We start from the raw sequence: 25,282 nt of genomic DNA on the forward strand, positions 1-25,282 counted from the left end.
AAGGTCGCCGCGTCATATCTGGGGCGGCCGGCATGCTCTGCGCAGGGTGGTCTACATGGCAGCGCTCACCGCCAGCCGCTCAAATCCCGTACTCAGAGCCTTCCACCAGCGTCTCATTGCCAACGGCAAGCAACCAAAGGTCGCCATCGTCGCCGTGGCCCGAAAGATTATGACCATCCTCAGCGCCATGCTTCGACACAACCAACCCTGGTGTCCAGACAAAGCCTGAAAACACAGTTGCTCATCCGGCCCTTCGGGCCACCTTCTCCCCGTGAACGGGGCGAAGGAAGACGGCGCTACATCTTCACCCGCTCGGCCTTCGGGTCATACATCGGCTTCAGCGAGGCCTCGGCCGCAAACCGCTCGCCGGCAATCTCGATCTCGTAGGACGAGGCCAGCACATCCGCCTCGCTTTCGCCCTGGCATGGCACATAGCCCAGCCCGATCGCGCCGCCGAGATGGTGGCCGTAATTACCTGATGTGATCGGGCCGACGATCTTGCCGTCGCGCAGGATCGCTTCGTTGTGGAAGAGCAGCGGCTGCGGGTCTTTCAGGCGGAATTGGACCAGCCGGCGGTTCAATCCGGCTTCCTTCTTCTTCAGCACGGCATCGCGGCCAATGAAGTTACCCTTTGAGGTTTTCACCGCAAAGCCGAGGCCGGCCTCCAGCACATTGTCCTCATCGGTGATGTCATGGCCGAAATGCCGAAAGGCCTTTTCGATGCGGCAGGAATCGAGCGTGTGCAGGCCGCAGAGTTTCAGGCCGACATCGGCACCCGCCTCGTCGATCGCCTCGAAGACGTGCGCCGCCTGGTCGGTCGAGACATAGAGCTCCCAGCCGAGTTCGCCGACATAGGTGACGCGGTGGGCGCGGGCGAGGCCCATGCCGATCTCGATCTCCTGGAACGTGCCGAACGGGTTGTTCTCGTTCGAGAAGTCGTTGGGGCTGACCTTCTGGATCAGTTTACGCGCGTCCGGCCCCATCAGGCAGAGGACGCTTTCGGCCGCTGTGACATCGGTGATGACCACGAACTCCTCGCCGACATGCCGGCGCAGCCAGGCGAGGTCGCGCTGCAGCGTGGCACTCGGCACGACGAGGAAGTAGGCCGTATCCGAAAGTCTGGACACGGTGAGATCGCTTTCGATGCCACCGCGCTGGTTGAGCATCTGGGTATAGACGATCTTGCCCGACGCCACGTCCATGTCGTTGGCGCACAGTTTTTGCAGGAAGGCGCAGGCGTCGCGGCCCTCGACGCGGATCTTGCCGAACGAGGTCATGTCGAACAGGCCGACCTTGCTGCGGACCGCCAAATGTTCTTCGCGCTGGTTGTCGAACCAGTTCTGCCGCTTCCAGGAATAGCGGTATTCGCGCTCCTGTCCCTCGCGGGCGAACCAGTTGGCGCGCTCCCAGCCGGCGACCTCGCCGAACACGGCGCCGCGCGCTTTCAAATGCTCATGCAGGGGCGAGCGCCTGACATTGCGCGACGTCGCCATCTGCCGATAGGGGAAATGGTCGGCATAGAGCAGGCCGAGCGTTTCGGAGACGCGCTCCTTGAGATAGCGGCGGTTCTTCTGGAAGGGCTGGGCACGGCGAATGTCGACTTCCCACAGATCGAAGGGCGCTTCGCCGTCGTTGATCCATTGCGCCAGCGCCATGCCGGCGCCGCCGGAGGAGACGATGCCGATCGAATTGTAGCCGGTCGCCATCCAGTAGCCGGAGAGCTCCGGCGCCTCGCCGAGATAGTAGCGGTCGTCGGGGGTAAAACTCTCCGGGCCATTGAAGAAGGTGTGGATGCCGGCGGTCGCCAGCATCGGCATGCGGTTGACGCCCATTTCGAGGATCGGCTCGAAATGGTCCATGTCCTCGGGCAACTGGTCGAAGCAGAAATCCTCGCGGATGCCGTCCATGCCCCAAGGCTTGGCCACCGGTTCGAAGGCGCCGAGCATCATCTTGCCGGCGTCTTCCTTGTAGTAGGCGCACTCGTCCGGCACGCGCAGCACCGGCAGACGGCCAAGGCCGGCGATCGGCTCGGTGACGAGATAGAAATGCTCGCAGGCGTGCAGCGGAATGGTGACGCCGTTCTGGGCGCCAAGCTCCCGCGCCCACATGCCGGCGCAATTGACGACGACATCGGCCTCGATCGTGCCTTGGTCCTCGCCTTGTGCCCACGATACGCCGGTGACGCGACCGGCCTTGGTGTGCACCTTGGTGACCTTCACATTCTCGACGATGGTGGCGCCGCGCTGGCGCGCACCCTTGGCCAACGCCATGGCGATGTTGGCGGGATCGCATTGGCCATCGAGCGGCAGATGCACGGCGCCGACGACGTCGGACACATTGAGATGCGGGTACATCTGCTTGACTTCGTTGGGTGAAATCTCGCGCACATCGACATCGAAAGCGCGGGCAAGCGATGCCTGCCGATAAATCTCGTGCTTGCGCTCCTCGGTCAGCGCCACGGTGATCGAGCCGACCTGGCGCATGCCGGTGCCGACTTCGGTCTCGGCTTCCAGCTTGACGTAGAGGTCGGCCGAATATTTCGCCAGCCGCGTCATGTTCTGCGAGCCGCGCAACTGGCCGATCAGGCCGGCGGCATGCCACGTCGTGCCCGAGGTCAGCTGCTTGCGCTCCAGCAGCACGATATCGGTCCAGCCGAGCTTGGCCAGATGGTAGGCGACCGAACAGCCGGAAACGCCGCCGCCGATGATGACCGCGCGTGCCTTGGTGGGGATGGTCTTGGTGGTCATGCGGCCTCGCGGCGATAGGTGGAAGCAAAACGGCGCAGCCGAAGTGCTGCTTCTTGGAGAATCGGCTCCGGCTGGCAGAGGCTGATGCGGATATGGCCGGCGGCGGCTTCGCCGAAGCTGGAGCCCGGCATCACGCCGACGTTCTCCTTGTCGAGGAAGGCGAAGGCGAATTTTTCGTCGTCGGGTTCGACCTCGGATATGTCGAGCATGACATACATGCCGCCTTCGGAGCCGCGCACACTGACGTCGTTCATGCCGCGCACGGCATCGAGAAAGACGGTGCGGCGCGCCGCGTAGCGCTCGGCGATGTCCTTCACGCCGTAATGGTTCTCCAGCGCCTCGGCGCAAGCGACCGAGATGAAGGCCGGCAGGCCGTAGGTGGTCACCAGATTGAGATTGATGAGCAGGGTGATCATCGCTTCGGGACCGGTCAGCCAGCCCATGCGCCAGCCGGTCATGCCATGGCTCTTGGACATGGAATTGATGACAAGCGTGCGCTCGGCCATGCCGGGCAGCGAGCGCGGCGAGACATGCTCGCCACCACCAAGCGTCCAGTAAACCTCATCCGACAACAGCCAGAGGTCGTGCTCCCTGCAGATTTCGGCCAGTTGTTCCAGCCGCTCGCGCGAATAGACCGCACCGGTCGGGTTGTTCGGCGTGTTGATCAGGATGGCGCGTGTGTTGGGCTTGAGTGCCGCGCGGATCATGTCGGCGTGCGGCTGGAAACCATCCTCGGCCGGCGTCTCGACGACGGTGAAACTGGCGCCGGCAGCGCTGAACGTGTTGGGGTAGGTGGCGTAGTAGGGGGCAACGACGATGGCGTGGTCGCCCGTGTCGAGCACCGCCTGTACGGCCGCGTAGAGTGCGGCCTGGCCGCCCGGTGTGGCGATCACCTGATCCGGCGTCGTCTCGACGCCGGTGCAGGCGCTGGAGGCCGACGCCATTGCCTGGCGCAGGCGCGGCAGGCCCTGCAGCGGCGTGTAGTGGTGATTGTGGCCGCGCACCGCGGCCACGCAGGCCTCGATCGTCTGCGAAGGCGTGTCGAAATCATGGTCGCCGACCGACAGCATGATGATGTCCTCGCCGGCCGCCTTGCGGGCCCAGGCGGCGGAATGGACCTCCCAGCCGTCCTTGCCCGACGGGACAATGCCGGAAATGCGCGATGATGGTCTAGGCATGCAAAACTCCCGAAATCTCGTAGCCGGCCCGTTCGAGCCGGTCGCGCAGCGCGGCAATGTGCGGCGGTCCGACTTCGCAGCAGCCGCCGACGATGTCAGCACCTGCCTCCACCCAGCCGATTGCCTGCTCGGCATAGGCGTCCGGGCCGAGGTCGTGGCGGGCATGCAGCACATCGACGGTCCCGCCGTGCTTGAGCGCCTCCGTGGAGGTGAAGCCATTGGCATAGGCGCCGACCGGGCCGCCGAGATCGATCAGTTCAGGCAAGGCGGCGGCGATCGCTTCCGGCCGGCAGCAGTTGAGCAGCCGCGCCGCTATCGGCAGGCCATCGAGCGCGCTGGCCGCGGCTGCTATTGTTTCGCCGCTGCGCAGCCGTGGCGTGCCGTGATCGGCGAGCGTCCACGACACCCAGACAGGTTTGCCGCTTTCCGATGCCGCGGTGACGGCCGCGCGCGCCTCATCGGCCGAGGCCATGGTCTCGCACAGGAAGAGATCGACGCCATCCGCCTGCTCGGCGACGATGCGGCGATAGATGTCGAGCGTCTCCTGGTAAGAGATGGTCAGCGCCGGGGCGTAGCTGCCGAAAAGCGGCGACAGGCAGCCTGCTATCGCGGCATCGCCGGCTTCGTCACGAGCTTGCCTGGCCAATTCGATGCCACGCTTCTGCAGCGGCTTGAACAGCTCCTCGGCGCCCTCGCGCGCCAGGCGTTCGGGGGTCGCCGAATAGGTGTTGATGGTGATGACGCGGGCGCCGGCGCGGATGAATTCGGCATGCAGGCCGCGCACCAGATCGGGTTCATCGATCAGCACCCTGGCCGACCACAAGGGCGTCGGCTCGGATTTGCTGCGCCGGACCAGTTCCTGACCCATACCACCGTCGGTGAGGATGACTTTCTTCATGCTCTCAGTCTTTCGTTCTTCGGATCCCACAAAGGTTCGTCGTTCTGCACGATCGCCTTGAAACGGTCGCCAAAGATTTCGACCTCGACAGAGGTGCCGGGCTCGGTCAAATCGACGCGCAACATGCCGAGCGCGATCGACTTGTCGATGCGATGGCCCCAGCCGCCCGACGTGGTCTCGCCGACGATCTGGCCGCCATGCCACAGCGTCGACATGTAGGGTGCGTCGCAATCGCCGGGGTTTTCGACGACCAGCGTGACGAAGCGCTTCTTCACGCCTTGCTGCTTCTCGTTCTGCAGCGCGGCCTTGCCACGGAAGTCGGGCTTTTCCCATTTGACGAAACGCTCGAGCCCGCCTTGCAGGATGGAATAGTCGGTCGAGAGATCGCCCTTCCAGGTGCGGTAACCTTTTTCGAGCCTGAGCGAATCCAGCGCGTACATGCCGAACGGTTTCAGGCCATGCTGTTGTCCTGCCGCGCAGACGGCATCGAAGATGGCGGCCGTATCGTCGACCCTGGTGTGGATTTCCCAGCCGAGTTCTCCGGCGAAGGATACGCGCACCAGCTTGGCCCAGCGGCCGGCGATCTTCGTTTCCTGATGCGTCAGCCACGGCAAGGAGAGGTCGGCGTCGCAGACATCGGCGAGGATTTTTCGCGAATTGGGGCCAGCCAGGATCTGGGTGGAGAATTCCTCGGTCCGGTCGATCAACTTGAACGATGCATCCTTGGTCATGCGCGATTTCAGCCACTCGAAATCATGCCATTGCGCGACCGCGGCGGTGATCAGCGTCATCACATTCTCGTCGTGGCGAACGACGGACATTTCGGTGACGATGCGGCCCTTGTCGTCGGCGAAATAGACGAGGCCGATGCGGCCGGGCTTCGGCACCAGTCCGGTGACCTGCAGGCCCAGCCATTCGGCAGCACCCGGACCTTCGAGATTGAAGCGCGAGAAGCCGGGCAGGTCGAGGATGCCGGCCGCATCGCGCACGGCGAGGCATTCCTCACGCACGCGTTGCTGCCAGGGACCTTCACGGCGGAAGGTGAGCGTGGCTTCCTCGGAGATGTCGTCGCCGTCCTTCGCGTACCAGGTGGCGCGTTCCCAGCCATTATAGGCATCGAAACGGCCGCCGAGCGCCTTGGTGCGGTCGTGGATCGGCGACAGTTTCCGGTCTCGCCCTTCGGGCCAGGCATGGCGGGGGAACTGGATGGCGTATTCGTTGCCGTAGATTTCCAGGCCCTTGGCGACGCAATAATCGGGCGCCGAGGCAAAGGAGGTGAAGCGGCGCGGATCGCAGGACCACATGTCCCACTCCGTCTGGCCTTGCGTGACCCATTCGGCCAGCACCTTACCGGCGCCGCCGCCCTGGGCGATGCCGAAGGTGAAGACGCAGGCCTCGAAGGCATTGGGCACGCCGGGCATCGGCCCGATCAGCGGATTGCCGTCCGGCGCATAGGGGATCGGGCCGTTGATGACCTTGGACAGGCCGGCGGTGCCCAGGATCGGCACGCGGGCGACGGCGTCGGCCAGGTAATGCTCCAGCCGGTCGAGATCGTCGGGGAAGAGCTGGAAGGAAAAGTCCTCCGGCATCGGATCGCCAGGGGTGGCCCAATGCGCGCGGCAATTGCGCTCATAGGGGCCGAGATTCATGCCGGCCTTTTCCTGGCGCAGATAGTAGGAGGTATCGACATCGCGCAGCAGCGGCAGCTTCTTGCCCTGTTCCTTCGACCACGCCGCAAGCTCGGGGATTTCCTCGAACAGGATGTATTGGTGGCTCATCACCATCATCGGCACTTCGCGGCCGAACATCCGGCCGACTTCGGCGGCGCGATAGCCGGCGGCGTTGACGACGATTTCGCAGCGGATCTCGCCCTGTGGCGTGGCGACCACCCATTCGTCGTTTTCGCGGCGCACGCCGGTAACGGGGCAGAAGCGGATGATTTTCGCGCCCAAGTCGCGCGCGCCCTTGGCCAGAGCCTGGGTCAATTGAGCCGGGTCGATGTCACCGTCGCTGGGGTCGTAGAGCGCGCCTTTCAAATCATGTGTCTCGATGAAGGGGTAGCGGCGCTTGATCTCGTCGACGCCGACCACGTCGATGTCCATGCCCTGGTAGCGGCCCATGCCCTTGGCACGCTGGAATTCCTGCATGCGTTCCTTCGAATGGGCGAGCCGCAGCGAACCGGTGACGTGGTAATTCATGGGATAGTCGACCGCGTCGGCGAGGCCACGGTACAGCTCGGTCGAATAGCGCTGCATGTTCATCAGCGACCAGGACGAGGAGAAGGTCGGCACATTGCCGGCGGCATGCCAGGTCGAGCCTGATGTCAGTTCGTTCTTCTCCAGAAGCACGCAGTCGGTCCAGCCCGCCTTGGCGAGATGATAGAGCGAGGAGGTGCCGACAACGCCACCTCCGATGATCACCACGCGCGCCGTGCTCGGCAAACCCGCCATGTTTCTTCTCCCAGACCGAAGCGCGTCGCGCTTCTATTTTTTGTTTTGATGCATGTCGTTATCCCAAAACCGCTGCACACTTTTGGGCGACATGCATTTCAATAAACCGGTGGCGAAACCACCCAGATGACAACCGCCGGCTCGGTGCCCGGATTGYGCCAGCGATAGGGCTTGCCTTCGAAGCGGAAGGAATCGCCTTCGCCGAGCCGGTGCCAGATACCCGCTATCTCGATCTCGAAAATACCCGAAGCGAGATAGCCGGCTTCCTCGGTCGGCCGCAGCTGCTCGGTCTTCATCTCCGCGCCCGCCGCGAAGATCGAGCGCACCATCTCGAAGCTACCACCGAGATCGGGCGAGAGGAGTTCTTCCACCAGGCCGGTTTCGCTGGTGCCAAGCGTGCGGCGCCTGCCGGCGCGAACAATGACACCACGCTCGCTTTCGACCGGTACGTCATGGCTGAAGAACAGGCTGATCGGCACGCCGAACAGTTCGGCAAAGGCCCTGAGATCGCTGAGCGACGGCGTCGACAGGCCGCGCTCGACCTGGCTGACCCAGCCGACCGAACGGTCGAGCTTCAGCGCGATTTCGGCGAGCGTCAGCCCACGTGCCCGGCGCAGCGCCCTGATATCGCCGGCCAGCACGCGTTCGTCAGGTCCCTGCAATGTTCGTGCGCTAGGAGACGCCAAAACGCTCACTTCATGAAAATTTCAATCCGAATTTCATGAGAAATCAAGCTCATGAAAAAATCAAGCAGAATTTCACCGATGCTCAAGATTTACTTGCAGGATTTTGACGGTTCATGCAAAGGCTCCGCCGCGAGCGGCGAGTGGGGACGTCCGATCGATACAAAGGCTAAGGGACGGCCCATGCTGGAAAAGAAGGCTCGAATCGCGGATGAGGCCGAGATCGTCGATGAGGCGATCGTGTCGCGCCGTTCTGTGCGCGCGTTTTTGCCCGACATGATCGACGACGAGACGATCCGCGACATTCTGGCGGTTGCGGCACGCGCCCCTTCAGGCACCAACATGCAGCCATGGCGGGTCTACGTCACCAAGGGCGAGACCAAGCAACAGATATCGGATGCTGTCCTGAATTCCGGTATCCGCGCCGAAAAGGCCGACTGGGACGAGTATCGCTACTATCCGACCCAGTTCTTCGAGCCTTATTTGACACGGCGCCGCGCCAATGGTTTCGGGCTTTACGGCGCGCTCGGCATCGGCCGCCGGGAGGTCGACAAGATGCGCGCGCAGCACGACCGCAACTTCGTCTTCTTCGATGCGCCTGTCGGCATGATCTTCACCATCGACCGCCGCCTCAACCAGGGCTCGTGGATCGACTACGGCATGTTCCTGCAGAACATCATGGTTGCGGCGCGGGGCAGGGGCCTGCACACCTGCCCGCAGGCGGCCTTCGCGCCCTATCACCGGCAGATCCGGCCGGTGCTCAACATTCCCGACGAGGAGATCGTCGTCTGCGGCATGGCGCTGGGCTATGAGGACATTTCCAAGCCGGAAAACGCCTTCCGCACTGATCGCGTTCCGCTGGAAGAGTGGGTGACGTTCAACGAATAGCCTCGCCGCACCGGTAAGCATGCCGACGCGAGCGACATACCCTATTCCGTATTCATCTGCATGCCGTGCCCGCTGACATGGGCGCCGTCCTGCGGCGTCAGCTTGAGGTAGGCAAGCAGCGCGCAGAGCGTGATGACGCCCTCGATCGCGAACAGGATGCGGAAATCTTTGGTCACGGCAGGCCCGCCGCCGGCCAGGAACGACAGCATGGCCGCCGCAAGGCCGACGCTGATCGCGACTGCCAGCTGCCAGAGGATGTAGTAGAGCGCGCTGAAGCGGGCGAGCTGTTCCGGCGCGATGTCGGAATAGGCGAGGTTTCCGGTTGAGGCCCATTGGATGGAACGGAAAACACCGAAAACGAAGATGTAGGTCAGCACGATCCAGACCGGCATCGTTGCCTGCATCAAGGCGAAGCCGGCGACCATGGCGGCAACGATCGGCGTGTTGAAGACCAGCACGCGGCGGAAACCGAACCGGTTGAGGACGCGCGGCATGAAGAAACGCATGATCACCGAGCCGAGTGCGGCAACGAAGGTCAGCGATCCCGCCTGCACCGCGCTCATGCCGAAACCGAGCTGGAACATCAGCGGCAACAGGAAGGCGACGGAGCTGAGGCCGATCGTGTCCAGGCCGCCACCGGTGAGGAACGAGATGCGGAAGGTGCGGATGCGCAGGAGCTTGAGGTCGAGCAGGGGATTGGGCACACGCAGGCAGTAGAGCGAGGCGATCGACAGGATGACGACCGCCAACGCCAGTTCGCCGGCGACCATGCTGCCTACGGCGTCTTTGGCGGCAAGCGAGTCCATGCCGAACACCAGCAGGATCATGCCGCTGCCGACCAGCAGAAAACCGGGAAAATCGAACCGCGTGCGCACGGGCTTGGTCACTGTCGGAAACAATGATGCGGCAAGGATTGCCGCAGCCAGCGCGAATGGCACATTGATGAAGAAGATCCAGCGCCAGGAAATGTAGGTGGTCAGCGCGCCGCCGACGAGCGGCCCGACCAGCGGCCCGGTTTGGCTGGCCACCGAGATATACATGTTGACCTTGAGCGTGCGGCTGCGCGGAAAGCTCGACAATATGACGACCTGGCCGAGCGTGCCCATCAGCGCACCGCCGAAGCCCTGCAGGGCGCGGGCGCCGACCAGCATCCAGATGTTGTCGGACAGTCCGCAGAGCGCCGACGAGCCGGCGAACACCAGCAAGGCAAAGCAGTAGACGTTGCGCAGGCCGAAGCGATCGGCGGCCCAGCCGCCGAGTGGCATCGAGATGATCAGGCTGGCGACATAGACGGTGATCAGAAGGCCGAGCTGGCTCGGCGGGCGGGCGAGGCTTTCGCCGATGCCGGGCAGGGCCGTCACCACGACATTCTGGTCGAGGCTGGTCATGAACACACCGCAAGCGACCGTCAGCGGCAGCAAGAGCAAGGCTCTGGCCGACACATCGGCGCGATCCGTGGCGCCGGTGGATAGTTCTGCGGTCATGGGGATGTTCGAACCAAACGAATGTGCCGAGTCTGAGACGGGGTTTTATGCCCCTTGGGCCGATCTGGCGGCCACGTTTTCCTACCATGGCCGCTCGCGGCGCGATTCTCTAGCGGCAGAACCGGCCGGCATTGAGGCCAGAAGCAGCAGTGGCGCGGCCATCCGGCTGCACCACCTACTGCACTTCGTAACCGACTTCCTCGCTGGCATGGCAGAGCGCTTTCCAGAACGAACGCGCAAAGGAGCGGAAGACGTAGATGTCGAACTGGTCGGCGCCGGTGCGCTGGATCTGGGCGAAGACATCGTGATGGGTGGTCGAGCGGCCGGCGCCGACCGGGAAGGCCGGCAGCGCGAAGTCGATGGCGAAGAATTTCGCCAGCACCCATTCCGCTTTCGGCCCGGCGATGCGTATGGCAGTGCGGCCGTGCGACAGGTCGGTCACTGTGCCGATGGCCGGAGTCACCATCTTGGCGAGGGAAGCGGCCAGCCCTTCGGCTTCATCGGCCACGGTGAATTTTCCCGGCGCGAAGCCGAACACCGATTTCACGCCGTCGCTCAGGCCGCCGCCGGCGCCGTCGGGCAGCGCCAGTCCGGTGACGGTGCGGATGGCGGTGATCAGCCTCTTCTCCTCGCCCGGCCAGGCGGCGAGCTGCACGATCGAGCCCGGCCGCGTTTCGGTGAGGATGATCTCGACGCCATGCTCGAAATTGCCGTGCGAGCCGACATGAAACTCCGGCTCGAGGGGGGATTGGCGCTCAACCATGCATGCGGGTCCCTTCCGGATCGTAGAAATGGTTGGAGACGATCTCGACCGGTCCGAACCGGTTGCGCAAGGGATCGGAGACATGGGCGCGGGTGCCGTGCCGTGCCTTGCCGCCCTCGACCAGGGCGAGCGCGATATGCTTGCCGAGCGCCGGCGAATAGCAGCAGGCGGTGATGTGGCCGATCGAGCCGTGCGGATTGGCTTCGTCCAACTCCTCGACAATGTGCGCACCGCCATTGAGGGGCCGGTTGTCGAGTGCGATCAGGCCGACCAGTTCCAGCCGGTCGGGCGCGATCAGGCCTTCTCGGTCCATCATCGCCGAACCGATGAAGGGCTTCTTCTTCGACAGCATCCAGTCGAGATGCAGGTCGCGCGCCGTGGTGCGGCCGTCGATCTCGGCGCCGGTGACATGGCCCTTCTCGATGCGCATCGTGCCCAGCGCCTCGAGCCCGTAGGTGACCAGCCCGAACGGCTTGCCGGCTTCAACAAGCGCTTCCCAGACATGGGTGCCATGGCCGGCGCCGGAATAGACCTCGAAGGCCATTTCGCCGGAGAAGGACAGCCGGCAGATCATCACCGGCACACCAGCGATCTCGCCACGCACGATGCCCATGAAGGGCAAGGTCGCATTGTCGACAGCGGTGCCGGTGACGCAGGCGGCAAGGATCTGCCTGGCCTTCGGCCCGCCGATCGCCGCCCCCGCCCATTCGTCGGTCACCGAGGTGACGTGAACCTTGAGGTCCGGCCAGATCACGTCGAGGAAATATTCCAGATGCTGCATCACCTTGCCGGCATTGGCCGTGGTGGTGGTCATCAGGAAATCCTGCTCGCCGAGTCGCCAGGTGGTGCCGTCGTCAAAGGCAAGGCCGTCCTCGCGCAGCATCAGCCCGTAGCGGGCCTTGCCGACGGCGAGCGTCGAAAACATGTTGGTGTAGACGCGGTCGAGGAAGGCGGCGGCGTCGGGGCCCTGCACGGCGATCTTGCCCAGCGTCGAGACATCGACGATGCCGGCACTCTCGCGCGTCGCCTTGGCCTCGCGCACATAGGCCTGCTCGACCGTTTCGCCTGAAAGCCCGTAGATCATCGGCCGGTACCAGAGGCCGGCGGAATACATGGTCGCGCCATTGGCAAGGTGCCAGTCATGCATCGGCGTCAGCCGCTCGGGCTTCAGGTCGCCGAAGCGCTCCGCCGCCAGCGAGCCGATCGACACCGGCGCGAAGGGCGGCCGGAAGCGCGTGGTGCCGACCTCGGGGATCGGCTTGCCCAATGCCTCGGCCATGATAGCGAGGCCGGGGACATTGGAGCTCTTGCCTTGGTCGGTCGCCATGCCAAGCGTGGTGTAGCGCTTCAGATGCTCGACCGAGACGAAGCCTTCGCGATGCGCCAGCCTTACATCCTCAGCCGTCACGTCATGCTGGAAATCGACGAAGCTCTTGCCCTTGGCCCTGATCTCGAAGACCGGCGCCGGATCGGGGTCGCCGAGTACAGCCTCGACCGTGGGCAACGCCGCCGGCGTGCTTGTTCCACCGGCTGCTGCAATGCCGGCGGCGCGGCCTTCGGCGATCGCCGCGGTGGTGGAAAAACTGCCGGTAAAGGCGCCGGCGCCGACCCAATGCTGTGTCGGCTTCGGCGGCAGAAAGGCCTGCCGCGCGGCATTCCATTCCGCTTTGGCGCCGGCCTGGCTGGCCAGATGGATTGTCGGCGACCAGCCGCCTGACATCAGCAGGCAGTCGGCATGGATGCTGCGTTCGTCGCCGCTCAGCGCACCGGTGACCATGTCGAAACGCTGGACCTTGACGCCGGAGACCGCCTTGCCGCCCTCGGTGGCGATGACCGCATGGCCGGCCAACAGTTCGGCTTCGGCCTCCGTCGCCAGTTTGCGTATTTCGGCTGACAGCTCGGACCTGACGTCGGCGATGGCGACGATCGCCGCACCGGCCTTCTTCAAGGCGACCGCCGCGCGATAGGCGCTGTCATTGTTGGTGAACAGCGCGATCCGCTCGCCCGGCAGCACGCCGAACTCATTGGCGTAGCGCTCGGCGGCATGCGCCAGCATCACGCCCGGCCGGTCATTGCCCGGGAAGACGAGCGGCCGCTCGAAGGCGCCGGTGGCCAGCACCACGGATCTGGCGCGGATCGCCCAGTAGCGATGGCGCGGCTCGCCCTTGGCGGGCTGCTCCTTGTGGTCACTGACGCGTTCGAGTGCTGCAAGCGTGTTGTTGTCGTAGTAGCCCCAGACCGTGGTGCGCGGCAAAAGCCGGACATTGTCGCGGCCTTCGAGCTGAGCGACGGTGCGGCGCGCCCAATCGGTGGCTGGCGCGCCATCGATGGTTTCATCGGACCAGTTGGTCGAGCCGCCGAAACGCGGTTCGAGATCGGCCAGCATGACGCGGGCGCCCTGATCGGCGGCGGCCTTGGCGGCCATCAGCCCGGCCGGGCCGGAACCGACCACCAGCACGTCGCAAAAGGCATTCATGCGTTCGTAGCGGGCGGGGTCCTTCGCTGATCCGGCGCTGCCGAGACCGGCGGCGCGGCGAATGAAATGCTCGCAGAACATCCAGAAACGCGTGCCCTTCAGCGGACCGACCACCGGTCCCATGAAGGTCTTGTAGTAGAAACCGGCCGACAGGATCTTGCCGCCGAGCTGGTTGACGGCGTTGACGTCCCAGGCCAGCGAGGGGAAGCGGTTCTGGCTGACGGCGATCAGCCCGTCATGGATCTCGACCATGGTTGCCGGAATGTTGGGCTCGCGAACCTCGCCCGTCAGCACCGTCACCAGCGCGTTGGGCTCCTCGACACCTGCGGTCAGCAGGCCGCGCGGGCGGTGGTATTTGAACGAGCGCCCGAAAAGCGTGACGCCCTTGGCCAAAAGAGCGGACGCCAGGGTGTCGCCGGCATGGCCGGTATAGGCAACGCCGTCGAAGGTGAAGCGGATCGTCTTCAGCCGATCGATGCGGCCGCCAGTGTCGGCGCGGCGCGGGCTCATGCCTTGTCCTCCGCCTTGCGGCGCGCGGCTGAGCTATGATCGCCGCGCACGAAGGCGACGCTGGAAATCTCATGCGTCAGCGTGTTGCGCACGACGCGCAGATGGGCGCGGCAACCGCCGGAATGCTGCCAGATCTCGTTGTGGTCGCCGGCCGGGTTTAGCCGGTCATAGACGTAGGCGTTCCATGCCTCGAAATTCTGCGAGGCCGGGTCAGGCCGCTCGCGGTTGCCGTCACCCTGATAGGTGAACTCGATGACGTCGCGCGGGCCGCAGTAGGGGCAAGTGATGAGCACAGGATGTTCCTAGTGAAGCCTGGGATTCGCGCCTTGGCCCTTGTCGTCGATGACGAGGCCGCGGTGGAAACGGTCGAGCGTGAACGGCGCGTTGAAGTCGTGCGGCTCATCCTTGGCGATGGTCCAGGCAAAGCTCCAGCCGGAGGCCGGCGTCGCCTTGAAGCCGCCATAGCACCACCCGCAGTTGAGATACATGCCGGGCAGCGGGCCGGTGGTGATGATCGGCGAGCCATCCATCGACATGTCGCAGACGCCGCCCCAGGAGCGCAACATGCGCACGCGGGCAAGGCCCGGGAACAGCGCCAGCATCTCGCTCATCACCTCGTCGACGATGGGCAAATTGCCGCGCTGGGCGTAGCTGTTGTAGCCGTCGATGTCGCCGCCATAGATGAGGCCGCCCTTGTCGGACTGCGACATGTAGAAATGCCCCATGCCGAAGGTCACGACCGTGTCGATGAAGGGCTTTAGCGATTCCGTCACGAAGGCCTGCAGCACATGGCTCTCGATGGGCATCCTCTCGATGCCGGCGAGTTGCATGACGCGTCCGGTGCTGCCGGCCACGGCAACCGCCACTTTCTTGGCGCGGATATCGCCGCGCGAGGTGGTGACACCGGTGACGCGGTCGCCATCGCGCAGGAAGCCGGTGACCTCGCAATTCTCGATGATGTCGACGCCGCGCCGGTCGGCGCCACGCGCATAGCCCCAGGCCACGGCATCGTGGCGGGCGGTGCCGGCGCGCCTTTGCATCAGGCCGCCGACCACCGGGAAGCGTGCGTTATCGGAGATATCGAGCGCTGGGATCAGGCGCTTGATCTGCGCCTTCGTCATCAGCTCCGCGTCGACGCCGAGATGGCGCATGGCGTTGCCGCGCCTGGCATAGTCGTCGAACTGGGCCGGCGTGTGCGCCAGGTTCAGGCAGCCGCGCTGCGAGAACATGACGTTGTAATTGAGTTCGTGTGAGAGGTTCTCCCACATCTTCATCGAATGCTCGTAGAAGCGGGTGTTGGCCGGCAGCAGATAGTTCGAGCGCACGGCCGTGGTGTTGCGGCCGACATTGCCGGAGCCGAGCCAGCCTTTTTCGAGCACCGCGACATTGGTGATGCCGTGTTCCTTGGCAAGATAATAGGCCGTCGCCAGGCCGTGGCCGCCGCCGCCGATGATGATGACGTCATAGGATGCCTTCGGATCCGGCTTGCGCCAGGCCGGCTTCCAGTCCTTGTTTCCCTTGAGCGCGTTCGCGAGCAGCGAAAAGGCCGAGTACTCTGCCATCATTGTCATCCGGTTCGGGCGATGCGGCAGACTATAGAGCAGGCCGCATACGCAAAGCCAATATTGCGCCATGGCCTTTCGACTGACCGACGCTCGGATCGCGATCCGAGCGCGATCGGATGCGACGGCTTGCCCCATGATATGGCCGTCTTTATCAAGGACAGGCTTTTTGAATGCCTTTGCCGCCCGTGAGTCGCCAACAAATCATGCTTTTTCGATTGCTTCGCCTCCTCCTGATCCTCGCGCTCGTCGTTTCGGCGCAGCCTTCGTTCGAGGCGATGGCGCAGGCGCTTGGCCAGGGCTCCGCCGGTTTGATCACCGATCAGCAGAAAGTCATCCAGGGGCTGACGGCCAAGACGGACGATCTCGAGAAGAAAATACAGCAGGACGGTGAGGACGATGCCTCGCTCGTGGATATCCGTCTGCAGCTTGAGGATCTGTCGCGGGCGGCACTGACCAGTGCGCTGGCGTTCCGTTCGCGCCTCACCGACATCAACAATCGCATCGAGGTGCTAGGCCCGCCGCCGTCGGCGGGCCAGCCGCAGGAGCCCGACATCGTGACCGGCGAACGCCAGGCGCTGGCGTCGGAAAAGGCCGAGATCAACGCGGTCGTCGCCGCCGCGCAGAACCTGTCGATCCGCATCAGCGGACTGATCGACAAGATCGGCAATATGCGCAGCGAGCTGTTCCGGAACTTTTTGAGCAAGCGCTACGTGCTGACGGATGCGTTGAGCCCGCAGGTTTTTTCCGACGCCCGCGACGAGTTCAACAATTTCTACAAGGCGGTGTCGTCCTGGCTGAGCTTCGCTTTCAAATTCAAGTTCCAGGCCATCCTCGCGGCAACTTTCGTGGCGCTTGGCCTAGCGCTGGTGCTGCTGGTTGGCGGCAGGCGGCTGTTCGGGCGCATGTTCGAGGCCGACCCCACCGATGAAGACCCATCCTATCTCAGCCGCCTGACGGTGGCCTTCTGGTCGACATTGCTGCCGACCCTGGCTGTCGGCGCCTTTCTCGGCTCGACCATTTTCTTTTTCAATTACTACAACGTCTTGCGTGGCGACATTGGCCTCTTCCTCAATGCGATGGCGACGGTCATCGGCGTGGTGTTCTGCGTCAACCGGCTGACCAATGCGGCGCTGGAGCCGCGGCTGCCGAACTGGCGTCTGATCCCCGTCGAGACCGGGCCGGCGCGCTGGCTGGTGCGCCTGACCACCGCCATGGCGGTGGTCATCTCAGTCAACACCTTCCTGTCTGTCATCAACGACAAGATGGGCTCGCCGCTGTCGCTGACCATCGCGCGCAGTTTCGTCGCCACCATCATCGTCGGCATCATCCTGATCCTGATGGCGATGCTACGGCCGTTCAAGGCGCGTGACGGAAGCTGGCGGCCATGGCCGGCATGGCTGCGCTATCTGGCGCTGGCGCTTGGCCTGTTCACCATCGTCGCCGCCTTGCTTGGCTATATCGGCCTTGCGCTGTTCGTCTCGCTGCAGGTCGTGGTCACCGGCACGGCGCTGATCACCGCCTATATCGGCTTCCTGTCGGCGCGGGCGATCGGCGAGGAGGGGGCATTCGCCAACACGTCCGTCGGGCGCTGGCTGTCGACCAATTCGAGTTACGAAGACACCGCGCTCGATCAGCTTGGCCTCGTCGTCAGCATCGCCATCAACCTGTTGATCGTGCTGGTTTTCCTGCCGCTGATCCTGCTGATGTGGGGCTTCCAGCCCGGAGACATCCAGGCCTGGGCCTACAAGCTCGCGACCGGGATCAATATCGGTTCGGTTACGATTTCGGTCACCGGCATCCTTTCGGGCATCATCGTCTTCGTCATCGGCTATTTCCTGACGCGCTGGTTCCAGGGCTGGCTCGACGGCTCCGTCATGGCGCGCGGCAAGGTCGATACCGGCGTGCGCAACTCGATTCGGCTGGCGGTCGGCTATGCCGGCGTAGCTCTGGCGGGGCTGGTCGGCATATCAGCGGCGGGCATCGATCTCTCCAGCCTGGCGCTGGTCGCCGGTGCGCTTTCCCTCGGTATCGGCTTTGGCCTGCAGAATGTGGTGTCGAATTTCGTCTCGGGCCTGATCTTGCTGGCCGAGCGGCCGTTCAAGGTTGGCGACTGGATCGTCGCCGGCGACGTCAGCGGCACGGTCAAGAAGATCAGCGTGCGCGCCACCGAGATCGAGACGTTCCAGCGGCAGTCGGTGATCCTGCCCAATTCGAACCTGATCAACAATGCCGTCGGCAACTGGACGCACCGCAACAAGCTCGGCCGCATCGACATCAAGGTCGGCGTCGCCTATGGCAGCGACGTCAAGCAGGTTCACGCCATCCTGCTGGAGATCGCACGCAGCCACCCGATGGTGCTGAAGAACCCCGAACCCTTCGTGCTGTTTTCCAATTTTGGACCGGCGGCACTCGAATTCGAGATCCGTGTGTTCCTGGCCGATGTGATGAACGGCAACATCGTGCAGAACGACGTCCGCTTCGCCGTGCTGGAAAAATTCAGCGACCAGCATATCGAGATCCCGTCGACGCCGCGCGCCGTCATCGAGACCAAACATGCGAAGGCCTGGCCGACCGACGACGACAAGATCGAGGCCGACTTCGCCGACCAGGAACAGGCGAAGGCGGACGCCGCGGCCGAGGCGAAAAAGCTCGTCAAATCAGGACGGAAGCTGCGCAAGCCCGATCCCGACTAGACCTGTTCGCGGCTCTCGATCAGCGCGGACAGTGCCGTGCGCAGATCGGTCTCGCCGTGCCTGATCTCGCCGACGCCGTGCTCGACATCGATGCAACCGGCATTGTGGGCATCGAACATCGAAGCGACCAGTTCGGCGTAGCTCGTGCTGATGCCGCCGCCGACCAGGGCGGGAACCCAGTCCTGCCTCGGCAGTTCGCGGGCTGTGATCTCTCGGCCGGCAATCTCGCCAAGCGTCCGCGCCACATCGGTTGCGCTGTAACGATCAGGCCCTTCGGCATGGACCACGCGCAGCGCATCGCCGCCTCCCGACAGGAGGAGATCGGCAGCCATCAGGCCGACATCGCCGGCTGACACGGTCGGGAAGGACTTGGAGACGGGATGATGCAGGCTCGGCAGCATACCGGTCTCGATCGCGCGGCCGACCAGGCGGTTCCAGTTCTGCATATGCTCGGCGGAACGCAGCACCGTCAGCGCCGCCGGAATCGTCCTCAGTTGCGATTCCAGATGGTGGAAGGTGAGCGTGATGCCGGTGCCGGCGGCAAGCTGGGCGCCATAATCCGAGATCGCCAGGATGCTTTGCGGCCTGACTTGATCGAGTGCGTCAACGATGCACCGGATGGTGGCTTCCATCTCCGCCGATGCATCATCGGCGCGCACGCCAGTCGGGCAGATGACCTGAACAGCGGTCGCGCCTTTTGTTGCCCGGGCCAATGCCGGCGCATCGCGCAGATCGGCGATTTCTGTCTCGCAGCCAAGCGCACGGAACTCTTCGGCATGCGACGGGTTTCGCACCACGGCCCTGACCGGAACGCCATGTCGACGCAGTCCACCGATGGTGGCCCGTCCGATCTTCCCGCTAGCGCCCAACACAACAAACATGCCCGTATCCTTCGTCCTGACCAATGGGATGTCAGGAATGCCGGATTGGTGCGCTCGGGTCGCCCAGATACAGACGGCGGAAGACAAAAACGGATGGTGGCTTCGAAAGCTGACGGCACGGCCGGCGAAGTTGCCGGACCGCCGGTTATCGCTGCATGCGAAGCAGTGCGGCAGGCGTGACACCGAGGATGCGCTTCATGCTTTGCGCCATATGGCTCTGATGCGAAAAGCCTGCCTCCAGCGCGATCTGGCTGAGCGGCATTTTCGCCTGATGCAACAGGGCCCTGGCCCGCTCGACACGGCGATGGATGACATATTGGTGGGGCGGCATGCCAAAGGTGCGACGAAACAGCACTTTCAGATGCGAGACGCTGATGGCAGCCACTTGCGCCAGCTCATCCAGCGAAAGGTCCTGATCGAGATTGGCCTCGATGAAATCGGCCAATCTGCGCTTCTGGCCGAAGGAAAGCGTTTGCCTGGCCGGAACGTTCGACTTCGACCCTTCACCCTGGATGAGCTGTACCGCCAGCGCCTTGGCCAGGCTTTCGAAATACAGCCGGTCGGATGGCACGTCCGGGCTCAGTCCGGTCGCCAGCGCATGGGCGATATGTTCGATCCTCGGATCGCGGCGCTGGAACTGCGGATCGACGACGACTCGGTCCGGATCGATTTCGAGATCCTCGGCGGCACGCCGAACCAGGGCCGGGCTGACCCACAGCCGCAGGATGGTGCAGTCGGCGTCATCCTCCCAGTCGCCATCGAGCCCGGCTGGCACGATATCGATGTCGCCATCCGACTGGACCCGCCGGTGATGTTTTCCGTCGCAGTGGCACGACGCGTTGACTGGCGCTCCGACGTGGATTCCAAGCCGATGATTGATGGATGCGGGCACATAATGGGTCAGCCCCGCAGTGATCCTTCGCGACTCAACCCCAACGCCAATCGTTTCCAGCCAGTTGTCGTGCATAGTCTCTTCTTCGCGTTTGCCGCCTTCGGTTCATATCGTGCCGGCCGGCGAAATTAACAGGGCCCAGCGTGCGCTCTTACTCTGCATTGGAGAAGCCAAAGCCAATTGCGGCATGAATGCGGCATTCAGTTGCGGTTCAGCTTCCATCTCATATAAGCTCCCATGCAAAGGGCGAAAATGCCTTGCGAAATGCAACAGAGGCGGTGGGAACACCGATATTGCAAAATGTGGAAGTCTCTCGTCGCTGCCGTCGCCTTGCTCGCTGTGAGCGGCTCGGCCCATGCCGCCAGCGCGGTCAACAAGGACGCCGAGACCCGTACGCTGGTCGTGACCGAGGGCGGCAGCAAGACCGAGCTTGCGCTGGCCGGCGGTGAAACCGTCGAGTTCTGCCAGAATGGCTGCTTCGTTCTCTTGCCCAACGGTGACCTCGAAGCCCTGACCGGCTCGGAAACCGTCGAAATCTCGGGCGGCGTCGCCCGCATCAAGTAATGTCGGCGGCATGATTGGAAAGGCCGGGCATTTGCTCGGCCTTTTATCGTTTCCGGTAGCAGTTGTTTAACAATGACGCCGGAAATACCGGTGCGGCAGCCGCCTGCAACCAGGCGTTTTAACGTTCACTACGCCATCCCCCGCTATACCAGCGTCAAGACGCCGAAACGGCGCGCAACCAGATTCCGGTTTCCCGGATCATACGCTGGCAGGGCAGGACGGACATGGACGCGCGGTCGGACAGGAACGCAATACCGCTTGCGGTCGATCTCGACGGCACGTTGATCGCGACCGACCTGTTGTGGGAAGGCTTGTTCCTTCTGCTCAAGAAGAACCCGCTCTATATTTTCCTGGTGCCATTCTGGGCGGCCGGCGGGCCGGCGCGGCTGAAGCAGGCGATCGCGCAGCGCATAGACATCGACCCCGCGACACTGCCCTATCGTGCGCCGCTGCTCGACCGGCTCCGTACAGAGCACAGCGAAGGTCGCAAGATCGTGCTGGCGACGGGTACGCCGCGCAAATTCGCCGACGCCATAGCAGCCCATCTCGGCATTTTCGACCGGGTGCTGGCGACCGACGGCCTCGACAATCTCACCTCGGGCAAGAAGCGTGCTTCGCTGGTCACGGCCTATGGCGATGGCGGGTTCGACTATGCCGGCAACAGCCGCCATGACCTCCAGGTCTTCGATGCCGCGCGCAAGGCAATCGTGGTTGCGCCGGACCGACATGCCGCGCGCTGGCAGGCGGCGCATGGCGCCGAAACCATGCCGGCGCCGAAGCCGACCTTGCGGACCATCGTCAAGATGCTGCGCGTGCATCAGTGGCTGAAGAACTCGCTGATCGCCGTGCCGATGGTGCTGTCGCATGAGTACTTCAACGCCAACATGATCTGGCAATGCCTGCTGGCGTTCATCTCGTTCAGCGCGGTGGCGTCGGCGATCTATATCCTCAACGATTTCTTCGATCTCGCGCTTGACCGCAAGCACGTCACCAAACGCAACAGGCCATTCGCCAGCGGCGCACTGTCGATCCCGTTCGGCCTCGGCGCGATCGTCGTGCTGTTGGCGATCGGCATCGGCACCAGCCTGTTTTTGCCAATCCAATTCCTTGGTGTGCTCAGCGGCTACATGGTCGTCACCACGGCCTATTCGCTGTCGTTCAAGCGCATGCTGCTGGTCGATGTGCTGACGCTTGCCGGCCTCTATTCGATCCGCGTGATCGCTGGTGCGGCCGCGACCGGCGTCGACGTCTCGTTCTGGCTGCTCGCCTTCTCAATCTTCTTCTTCCTGTCGCTGGCGCTGGTGAAGCGCTTCGTCGAGCTGCGCACCACCGCCATTCCGCCGGGCGAACGCATTGCCGGCCGCGGCTATCGCACTGAAGACCAGGAGATCGTCGCCCAGGCCGGCATGGCCTCGGCCTTTTCCTCGGCGCTGGTGCTGGCGCTCTACATGGACAGTGTCGCGGTGCGCGAACTTTATCCGCATCCATGGCTGATCTGGCCGCTGGCGCCGATCGTGCTTTACCTCACCATGCGCGTCTGGATCCTGGCGCGCCGCGACGAGATGCATGACGACCCGGTCGTCTTCATCATCCGCGACTGGCGTAGCCAGATCGTGGTGGCGATCGGTGCGGTGCTGCTGGTCATCGGGGGCTGGTAGGTATGGCCGGCCGGTTCCAGAGCTTTGGCCTCGCCACGCCGCCTGCGCCACGTGCAATCCACGCCGACGATGCCATTGCGCTGCTCAAGGGCGGCCAGGCGAAGGACGGGTCGCTGTTGGCCTATGGCAATGGCCGGTCCTATGGCGATTCCTGTCAGAACCAGGCCGGCGCGGTGGTCGACATGCGAACCCTGAACCACATCCGCGCCTTCAATGCCGAGAGCGGTGTGCTCGAGGCGGATGCCGGCGTGCTGCTGTCGGATATCATCGCGCACGCCGCACCCCACGGCTTCTTCCCGGCTGTCGTTCCGGGCACGCAGTTCGTGACGCTCGGAGGTGCCATAGCCAATGACGTGCATGGCAAGAACCATCACCGGCGCGGCACGTTCGGCTGCCATGTCGAAAGCTTCACGCTGTTGCGGTCGGATGGGAAGACCCATCGCTGCTCGGCCACGGACAATCCGCGCCTGTTTGCGGCGACCATCGGCGGCATGGGCCTGACCGGCCTGATCCTGTCGGCCTCGATCCGGCTGATGCGGGTGCCTTCGCTCGACATCGTCGAGAAAACGACGCCGTTTCGCGATCTCGGCGAATTCTTCGATCTGGCCGAGGCGGCGGACCAGGCCAATGAATATGCGGTAGCCTGGATCGACCAGCTCGCCGGCGGCCGCAACAGCGGGCGCGGCCTGCTGTTCACGGGCAACCACGCCGAGCATGGCTCGCATGCGGCCGCGCGCGCCAGCGACACTCTTGCGGTGCCGTTCCAGCCGCCCTTCAACGTGCTCAGCCGGCCGTTCCTGACCGCTTTCAATACCGCCTACCGGTGGAAGAAAGGCCGCGCCACGGTGCCGCGCCAGGCCGGCTATCAAGGCTTCTTCTTTCCGCTAGACGGCGTGCGTGACTGGAACCGGCTTTATGGCCCCAAAGGGCTGTTCCAGCACCAGAGCGTGGTGCCGGAAGAGGTCGCGCGCATCGTTGTGCCGGAATTGCTCGCGGCGGCCCGGCGGGCCGGGCAGGGCTCCTTCCTCACCGTGCTGAAACGCTTCGGTTCGATCCGCTCGCCGGCGCTGCTGTCATTCCCGCGGCCGGGCTACACGCTGACGCTGGATTTCCCCAACAAGGGCGCGGCGACGCTTGCCCTGCTTGGTGAACTCGACCGCATAACTGTCGCGGCCGGCGGGGCGGTCAACCCTTACAAGGATGCGCGCATGAGTGCTGCGACCTTCGCCGCCTCCTTTGCGGACTGGCCGAGGCTGGAAGCGCTGCGCGACCCCGCCTTCATGTCCGATTTCTGGGCGCGCACGGCTGGCAGCATCGACCTGCGGCGGCGCGGCGCCGAGGCCGCGGAATAGATAAAAATGGAATGAATCGTGGTTAGCGAATGATTAATCGCAAGGTTTACTCAAAACACTCTTGTGAGTTCACGAAATCTTTTCGGGTTTGTACTGGAAGTCACGGGGTGGGCGCGCAGGCATGAAATATATCGTCTTCATTCTCTTTACGGTCATGACCAATGCCGCTGCGCAGCTCATGCTGAAGCAAGGCATGATGTCGCTTGGACCGATCTCGTTCGAGGGCGTCAATCCGCTCATCAAGCTGCTGCAGATCGTCTTCAGCCCGTGGGTGTTCCTCGGGCTTTGCACCTTCGTCATCTCCATGGCCTCGCACCTTTATGTGCTGTCCAAGGTCGAGCTTTCCTTCGCCTATCCCTTCCTCAGCCTTGCCTATGTCGCCGTCGCCATCTTCGCCTATTTCGTCTTCCGCGAAGACCTCAATGGCTGGCGCATCGCCGGCATCGCCTTCATCTGCGTCGGTACCGTGCTGATCGCGCAAAGCGGGCGAGGGCATGAGGACCAGACCGCTTCCATCACGCCCGACAAGATCCCTGCAAACGAGACCGTTCGATGAGACATGTGATTTTCGGCGGTGACGGCTTCGTCGGCCGTCACCTTGCCCCGAAGCTTGTGGCCGATGGCGAAGAGGTTCTCGTCGCCGACATCGTCAAGAGCGACCTTGCGCATTACCGCAATGTCCGGTTCGTCCAATGCGACGTCACGGATCCGGCGTCGGTCGCCACTGTCGGGCTGAAGGCCGACGACATGGTCTACAATCTCTCGGCCAAGATGCTGTCGCCGATCCAGGTTCGGGCCAAGCGGCACGAGTTTTTCTTTCCGGTCAATTTCCATGGCACCGAGCACATCATGCAGGCCATGGACAAGGCGGGTGCACCAAGGCTCGTCCACTACACGACCGACATGATCTACGGCCACACGGTCACCCAGCCGATGACCGAGGAGCACCCTGTCGCGCCGCTTGGTGAGTATGGCTGGTCGAAGCAGAAGACCGAGGAACTGGCCGCCGAATGGCGCAAGCGCGGGATGTCGATCTCGCTGTTTCGCCCGCGCCTGATCATCGGCCCGGGCCGGCTCGGCATCCTTGAAAAACTGTTCAAGCTGATCGACTGGAATTTTCCCGTGCCGATGATCGGTTCGGGCAGGAACCCTTATCAATTCATCTCGGTGTTCGACTGCGCCGAGGCCGCGCGTGCGGCCTGGAAAGCCGGCGTGCCCAACGAGGCCTACAATCTCGGCTCGCTCAAACCGCCGCCGGTCAAGAAATTGCTTGGCGATTTGATCAGGCATGCCGGCTCGAAATCGATCCTGCTGCCGACGCCCGGCTGGGCGGTCAAGCGTACGCTCGACCTGCTCGATCTCATCAACATGCCGATCATGGACCCGGAGCAATATCTGATCGCCGACGAGGAGTGCGTGCTCGACGTGTCCAAGGCCGAGCGCCAGCTCGGCTGGGTGCCGCAATATCGCGACGAGGACATGCTGATCGCCGCCTACAGCGAGTACCGCGCCAAGAAGGCCGGTCACGCCGTCGCCACCAAACATGTGCCCGCCGAATAGCGGGCCTGCCAAACAGTTTTATGGCGCACGACGCGGGTCG

20 protein-coding genes are annotated in these 25,282 nt (G+C 63.7%); 8 read left to right on the forward strand and 12 right to left on the reverse strand.

Annotated features, from left to right (window positions below; genetic code table 11):
* A partial coding sequence (locus tag AC1DX4_RS21045; protein ID WP_477222117.1) for a transposase occupies positions 1 to 229 on the forward strand: 229 nt, incomplete at its 5' end.
* Between the two features lie 67 nt (positions 230 to 296).
* Here AC1DX4_RS21045 and AC1DX4_RS21050 read toward each other — a convergent pair.
* The 5 genes from AC1DX4_RS21050 to AC1DX4_RS21070 all read right to left on the reverse strand — a co-directional run bounded on the left by AC1DX4_RS21050 (position 297) and on the right by AC1DX4_RS21070 (position 7,914).
* Positions 297 to 2,747 carry a GcvT family protein gene (locus AC1DX4_RS21050; protein WP_477222118.1) on the reverse strand — a complete coding sequence of 817 codons (2,451 nt, stop codon included), beginning with the start codon at positions 2,745 to 2,747 and terminating at the stop codon, positions 297 to 299.
* A complete protein-coding gene (locus AC1DX4_RS21055) occupies positions 2,744 to 3,925 on the reverse strand; it encodes a pyridoxal phosphate-dependent aminotransferase (protein ID WP_477222119.1) in 1,182 nt (393 codons plus the stop codon). Before AC1DX4_RS21055 ends, AC1DX4_RS21050 begins: the two co-directional genes overlap by 4 nt.
* Positions 3,918 to 4,823 carry a homocysteine S-methyltransferase family protein gene (locus tag AC1DX4_RS21060; protein WP_477222120.1) on the reverse strand — a complete coding sequence of 302 codons (906 nt, stop codon included), beginning with the start codon at positions 4,821 to 4,823 and terminating at the stop codon, positions 3,918 to 3,920. Before AC1DX4_RS21060 ends, AC1DX4_RS21055 begins: the two co-directional genes overlap by 8 nt.
* Entirely contained in the window at positions 4,820 to 7,273 is a 2,454-nt protein-coding gene (locus AC1DX4_RS21065; RefSeq protein WP_477222121.1) for a GcvT family protein, read from the reverse strand. The genes AC1DX4_RS21060 and AC1DX4_RS21065 overlap by 4 nt, the downstream gene beginning before the upstream one ends.
* A 98-nt stretch (positions 7,274 to 7,371) precedes the next feature.
* The gene (locus tag AC1DX4_RS21070; protein ID WP_477222384.1) at positions 7,372 to 7,914 is read right to left on the reverse strand and encodes a helix-turn-helix domain-containing protein; all 543 of its coding nucleotides are present in this window, start codon (positions 7,912 to 7,914) and stop codon (positions 7,372 to 7,374) included.
* A 225-nt stretch (positions 7,915 to 8,139) separates the two neighbouring features.
* Here AC1DX4_RS21070 and AC1DX4_RS21075 point away from each other — a divergent pair, with 225 nt between their 5' ends.
* Positions 8,140 to 8,844 (forward strand): nitroreductase, encoded by a 705-nt coding sequence (locus tag AC1DX4_RS21075; protein WP_477222122.1) that lies wholly within the window; start codon positions 8,140 to 8,142, stop codon positions 8,842 to 8,844.
* 41 nt (positions 8,845 to 8,885) lie between these two features.
* Here AC1DX4_RS21075 and AC1DX4_RS21080 read toward each other — a convergent pair whose 3' ends face one another.
* The 5 genes from AC1DX4_RS21080 to AC1DX4_RS21100 form a co-directional block, all read right to left on the reverse strand.
* Positions 8,886 to 10,328, reverse strand: coding sequence for an MFS transporter (locus AC1DX4_RS21080; RefSeq protein WP_477222123.1), 1,443 nt, complete (start codon positions 10,326 to 10,328; stop codon positions 8,886 to 8,888).
* Between the two features lie 175 nt (positions 10,329 to 10,503).
* Positions 10,504 to 11,091: a sarcosine oxidase subunit gamma gene (locus AC1DX4_RS21085; RefSeq protein WP_477222124.1), complete on the reverse strand. Its 588-nt coding sequence runs from the start codon at positions 11,089 to 11,091 to the stop codon at positions 10,504 to 10,506.
* Positions 11,084 to 14,077, reverse strand: a complete 2,994-nt coding sequence (locus AC1DX4_RS21090) for a sarcosine oxidase subunit alpha (RefSeq protein ID WP_477222125.1) — start codon at positions 14,075 to 14,077, stop codon at positions 11,084 to 11,086. Before AC1DX4_RS21090 ends, AC1DX4_RS21085 begins: the two co-directional genes overlap by 8 nt.
* The gene (locus AC1DX4_RS21095; RefSeq protein WP_140576139.1) at positions 14,074 to 14,370 is read right to left on the reverse strand and encodes a sarcosine oxidase subunit delta; all 297 of its coding nucleotides are present in this window, start codon (positions 14,368 to 14,370) and stop codon (positions 14,074 to 14,076) included. The genes AC1DX4_RS21090 and AC1DX4_RS21095 overlap by 4 nt, the downstream gene beginning before the upstream one ends.
* Positions 14,371 to 14,379: 9 nt before the next feature.
* Positions 14,380 to 15,639, reverse strand: a complete 1,260-nt coding sequence (locus AC1DX4_RS21100; RefSeq protein WP_477222126.1) for a sarcosine oxidase subunit beta — start codon at positions 15,637 to 15,639, stop codon at positions 14,380 to 14,382.
* A gap of 206 nt (positions 15,640 to 15,845) precedes the next feature.
* Between AC1DX4_RS21100 and AC1DX4_RS21105 the strand changes: the two genes are divergently transcribed.
* Positions 15,846 to 18,335 carry a mechanosensitive ion channel family protein gene (locus tag AC1DX4_RS21105; RefSeq protein WP_477222127.1) on the forward strand — a complete coding sequence of 830 codons (2,490 nt, stop codon included), beginning with the start codon at positions 15,846 to 15,848 and terminating at the stop codon, positions 18,333 to 18,335.
* On the opposite strand, the gene AC1DX4_RS21110 is transcribed toward AC1DX4_RS21105, so the two are convergent.
* Positions 18,332 to 19,216: an NAD(P)H-binding protein gene (locus tag AC1DX4_RS21110; RefSeq protein WP_477222128.1), complete on the reverse strand. Its 885-nt coding sequence runs from the start codon at positions 19,214 to 19,216 to the stop codon at positions 18,332 to 18,334. The genes AC1DX4_RS21105 and AC1DX4_RS21110 overlap by 4 nt on opposite strands.
* Positions 19,217 to 19,361: 145 nt before the next feature.
* Complete coding sequence (locus AC1DX4_RS21115) at positions 19,362 to 19,991, reverse strand: helix-turn-helix domain-containing protein (RefSeq protein WP_477222129.1); 630 nt, start codon at positions 19,989 to 19,991, stop codon at positions 19,362 to 19,364.
* Positions 19,992 to 20,408: 417 nt separating this feature from the next.
* Here AC1DX4_RS21115 and AC1DX4_RS21120 point away from each other — a divergent pair, with 417 nt between their 5' ends.
* The 5 genes from AC1DX4_RS21120 (at position 20,409) to AC1DX4_RS21140 (ending at position 25,242) form a co-directional block, all read left to right on the forward strand.
* Positions 20,409 to 20,672 carry a hypothetical protein gene (locus tag AC1DX4_RS21120; protein ID WP_477222130.1) on the forward strand — a complete coding sequence of 88 codons (264 nt, stop codon included), beginning with the start codon at positions 20,409 to 20,411 and terminating at the stop codon, positions 20,670 to 20,672.
* Positions 20,673 to 20,896: 224 nt separating this feature from the next.
* The gene (locus AC1DX4_RS21125) at positions 20,897 to 22,330 is read left to right on the forward strand and encodes a UbiA family prenyltransferase (RefSeq protein WP_477222131.1); all 1,434 of its coding nucleotides are present in this window, start codon (positions 20,897 to 20,899) and stop codon (positions 22,328 to 22,330) included.
* Between the two features lie 2 nt (positions 22,331 to 22,332).
* Complete coding sequence (locus AC1DX4_RS21130; protein ID WP_477222132.1) at positions 22,333 to 23,682, forward strand: FAD-binding oxidoreductase; 1,350 nt, start codon at positions 22,333 to 22,335, stop codon at positions 23,680 to 23,682.
* A gap of 121 nt (positions 23,683 to 23,803) precedes the next feature.
* On the forward strand, positions 23,804 to 24,238 hold the full coding sequence (locus tag AC1DX4_RS21135; RefSeq protein WP_477222133.1) for an EamA family transporter: 435 nt from the start codon (positions 23,804 to 23,806) through the stop codon (positions 24,236 to 24,238).
* Positions 24,235 to 25,242: an NAD-dependent epimerase/dehydratase family protein gene (locus AC1DX4_RS21140; protein ID WP_477222134.1), complete on the forward strand. Its 1,008-nt coding sequence runs from the start codon at positions 24,235 to 24,237 to the stop codon at positions 25,240 to 25,242. Before AC1DX4_RS21135 ends, AC1DX4_RS21140 begins: the two co-directional genes overlap by 4 nt.
* The last annotated feature ends 40 nt before the right edge of the window (positions 25,243 to 25,282 follow it).

It is taken from the genome of Mesorhizobium sp. P3_A8, from assembly GCF_056402995.1.

Excerpts from the sequence above, each read along its gene's own strand:
- AC1DX4_RS21110 (WP_477222128.1), bottom strand. The coding sequence starts at position 19,216 with ATGTTTGTTGTGTTGGGCGCTAGCGGGAAGATCGGACGGGCCACCATC.
- AC1DX4_RS21090 (WP_477222125.1), bottom strand. The coding sequence starts at position 14,077 with ATGAGCCCGCGCCGCGCCGACACTGGCGGCCGCATCGATCGGCTGAAG.
- AC1DX4_RS21135 (WP_477222133.1), top strand. The coding sequence starts at position 23,804 with ATGAAATATATCGTCTTCATTCTCTTTACGGTCATGACCAATGCCGCT.
- AC1DX4_RS21130 (WP_477222132.1), top strand. The coding sequence starts at position 22,333 with ATGGCCGGCCGGTTCCAGAGCTTTGGCCTCGCCACGCCGCCTGCGCCA.
- AC1DX4_RS21075 (WP_477222122.1), top strand. The coding sequence starts at position 8,140 with ATGCTGGAAAAGAAGGCTCGAATCGCGGATGAGGCCGAGATCGTCGAT.
- AC1DX4_RS21100 (WP_477222126.1), bottom strand. The coding sequence starts at position 15,639 with ATGGCAGAGTACTCGGCCTTTTCGCTGCTCGCGAACGCGCTCAAGGGA.
- AC1DX4_RS21125 (WP_477222131.1), top strand. The coding sequence starts at position 20,897 with ATGGACGCGCGGTCGGACAGGAACGCAATACCGCTTGCGGTCGATCTC.
- AC1DX4_RS21085 (WP_477222124.1), bottom strand. The coding sequence starts at position 11,091 with ATGGTTGAGCGCCAATCCCCCCTCGAGCCGGAGTTTCATGTCGGCTCG.
- AC1DX4_RS21060 (WP_477222120.1), bottom strand. The coding sequence starts at position 4,823 with ATGAAGAAAGTCATCCTCACCGACGGTGGTATGGGTCAGGAACTGGTC.
- AC1DX4_RS21140 (WP_477222134.1), top strand. The coding sequence starts at position 24,235 with ATGAGACATGTGATTTTCGGCGGTGACGGCTTCGTCGGCCGTCACCTT.
- AC1DX4_RS21065 (WP_477222121.1), bottom strand. The coding sequence starts at position 7,273 with ATGGCGGGTTTGCCGAGCACGGCGCGCGTGGTGATCATCGGAGGTGGC.
- AC1DX4_RS21080 (WP_477222123.1), bottom strand. The coding sequence starts at position 10,328 with ATGACCGCAGAACTATCCACCGGCGCCACGGATCGCGCCGATGTGTCG.
- AC1DX4_RS21055 (WP_477222119.1), bottom strand. The coding sequence starts at position 3,925 with ATGCCTAGACCATCATCGCGCATTTCCGGCATTGTCCCGTCGGGCAAG.
- AC1DX4_RS21050 (WP_477222118.1), bottom strand. The coding sequence starts at position 2,747 with ATGACCACCAAGACCATCCCCACCAAGGCACGCGCGGTCATCATCGGC.
- AC1DX4_RS21105 (WP_477222127.1), top strand. The coding sequence starts at position 15,846 with ATGCTTTTTCGATTGCTTCGCCTCCTCCTGATCCTCGCGCTCGTCGTT.
- AC1DX4_RS21120 (WP_477222130.1), top strand. The coding sequence starts at position 20,409 with ATGTGGAAGTCTCTCGTCGCTGCCGTCGCCTTGCTCGCTGTGAGCGGC.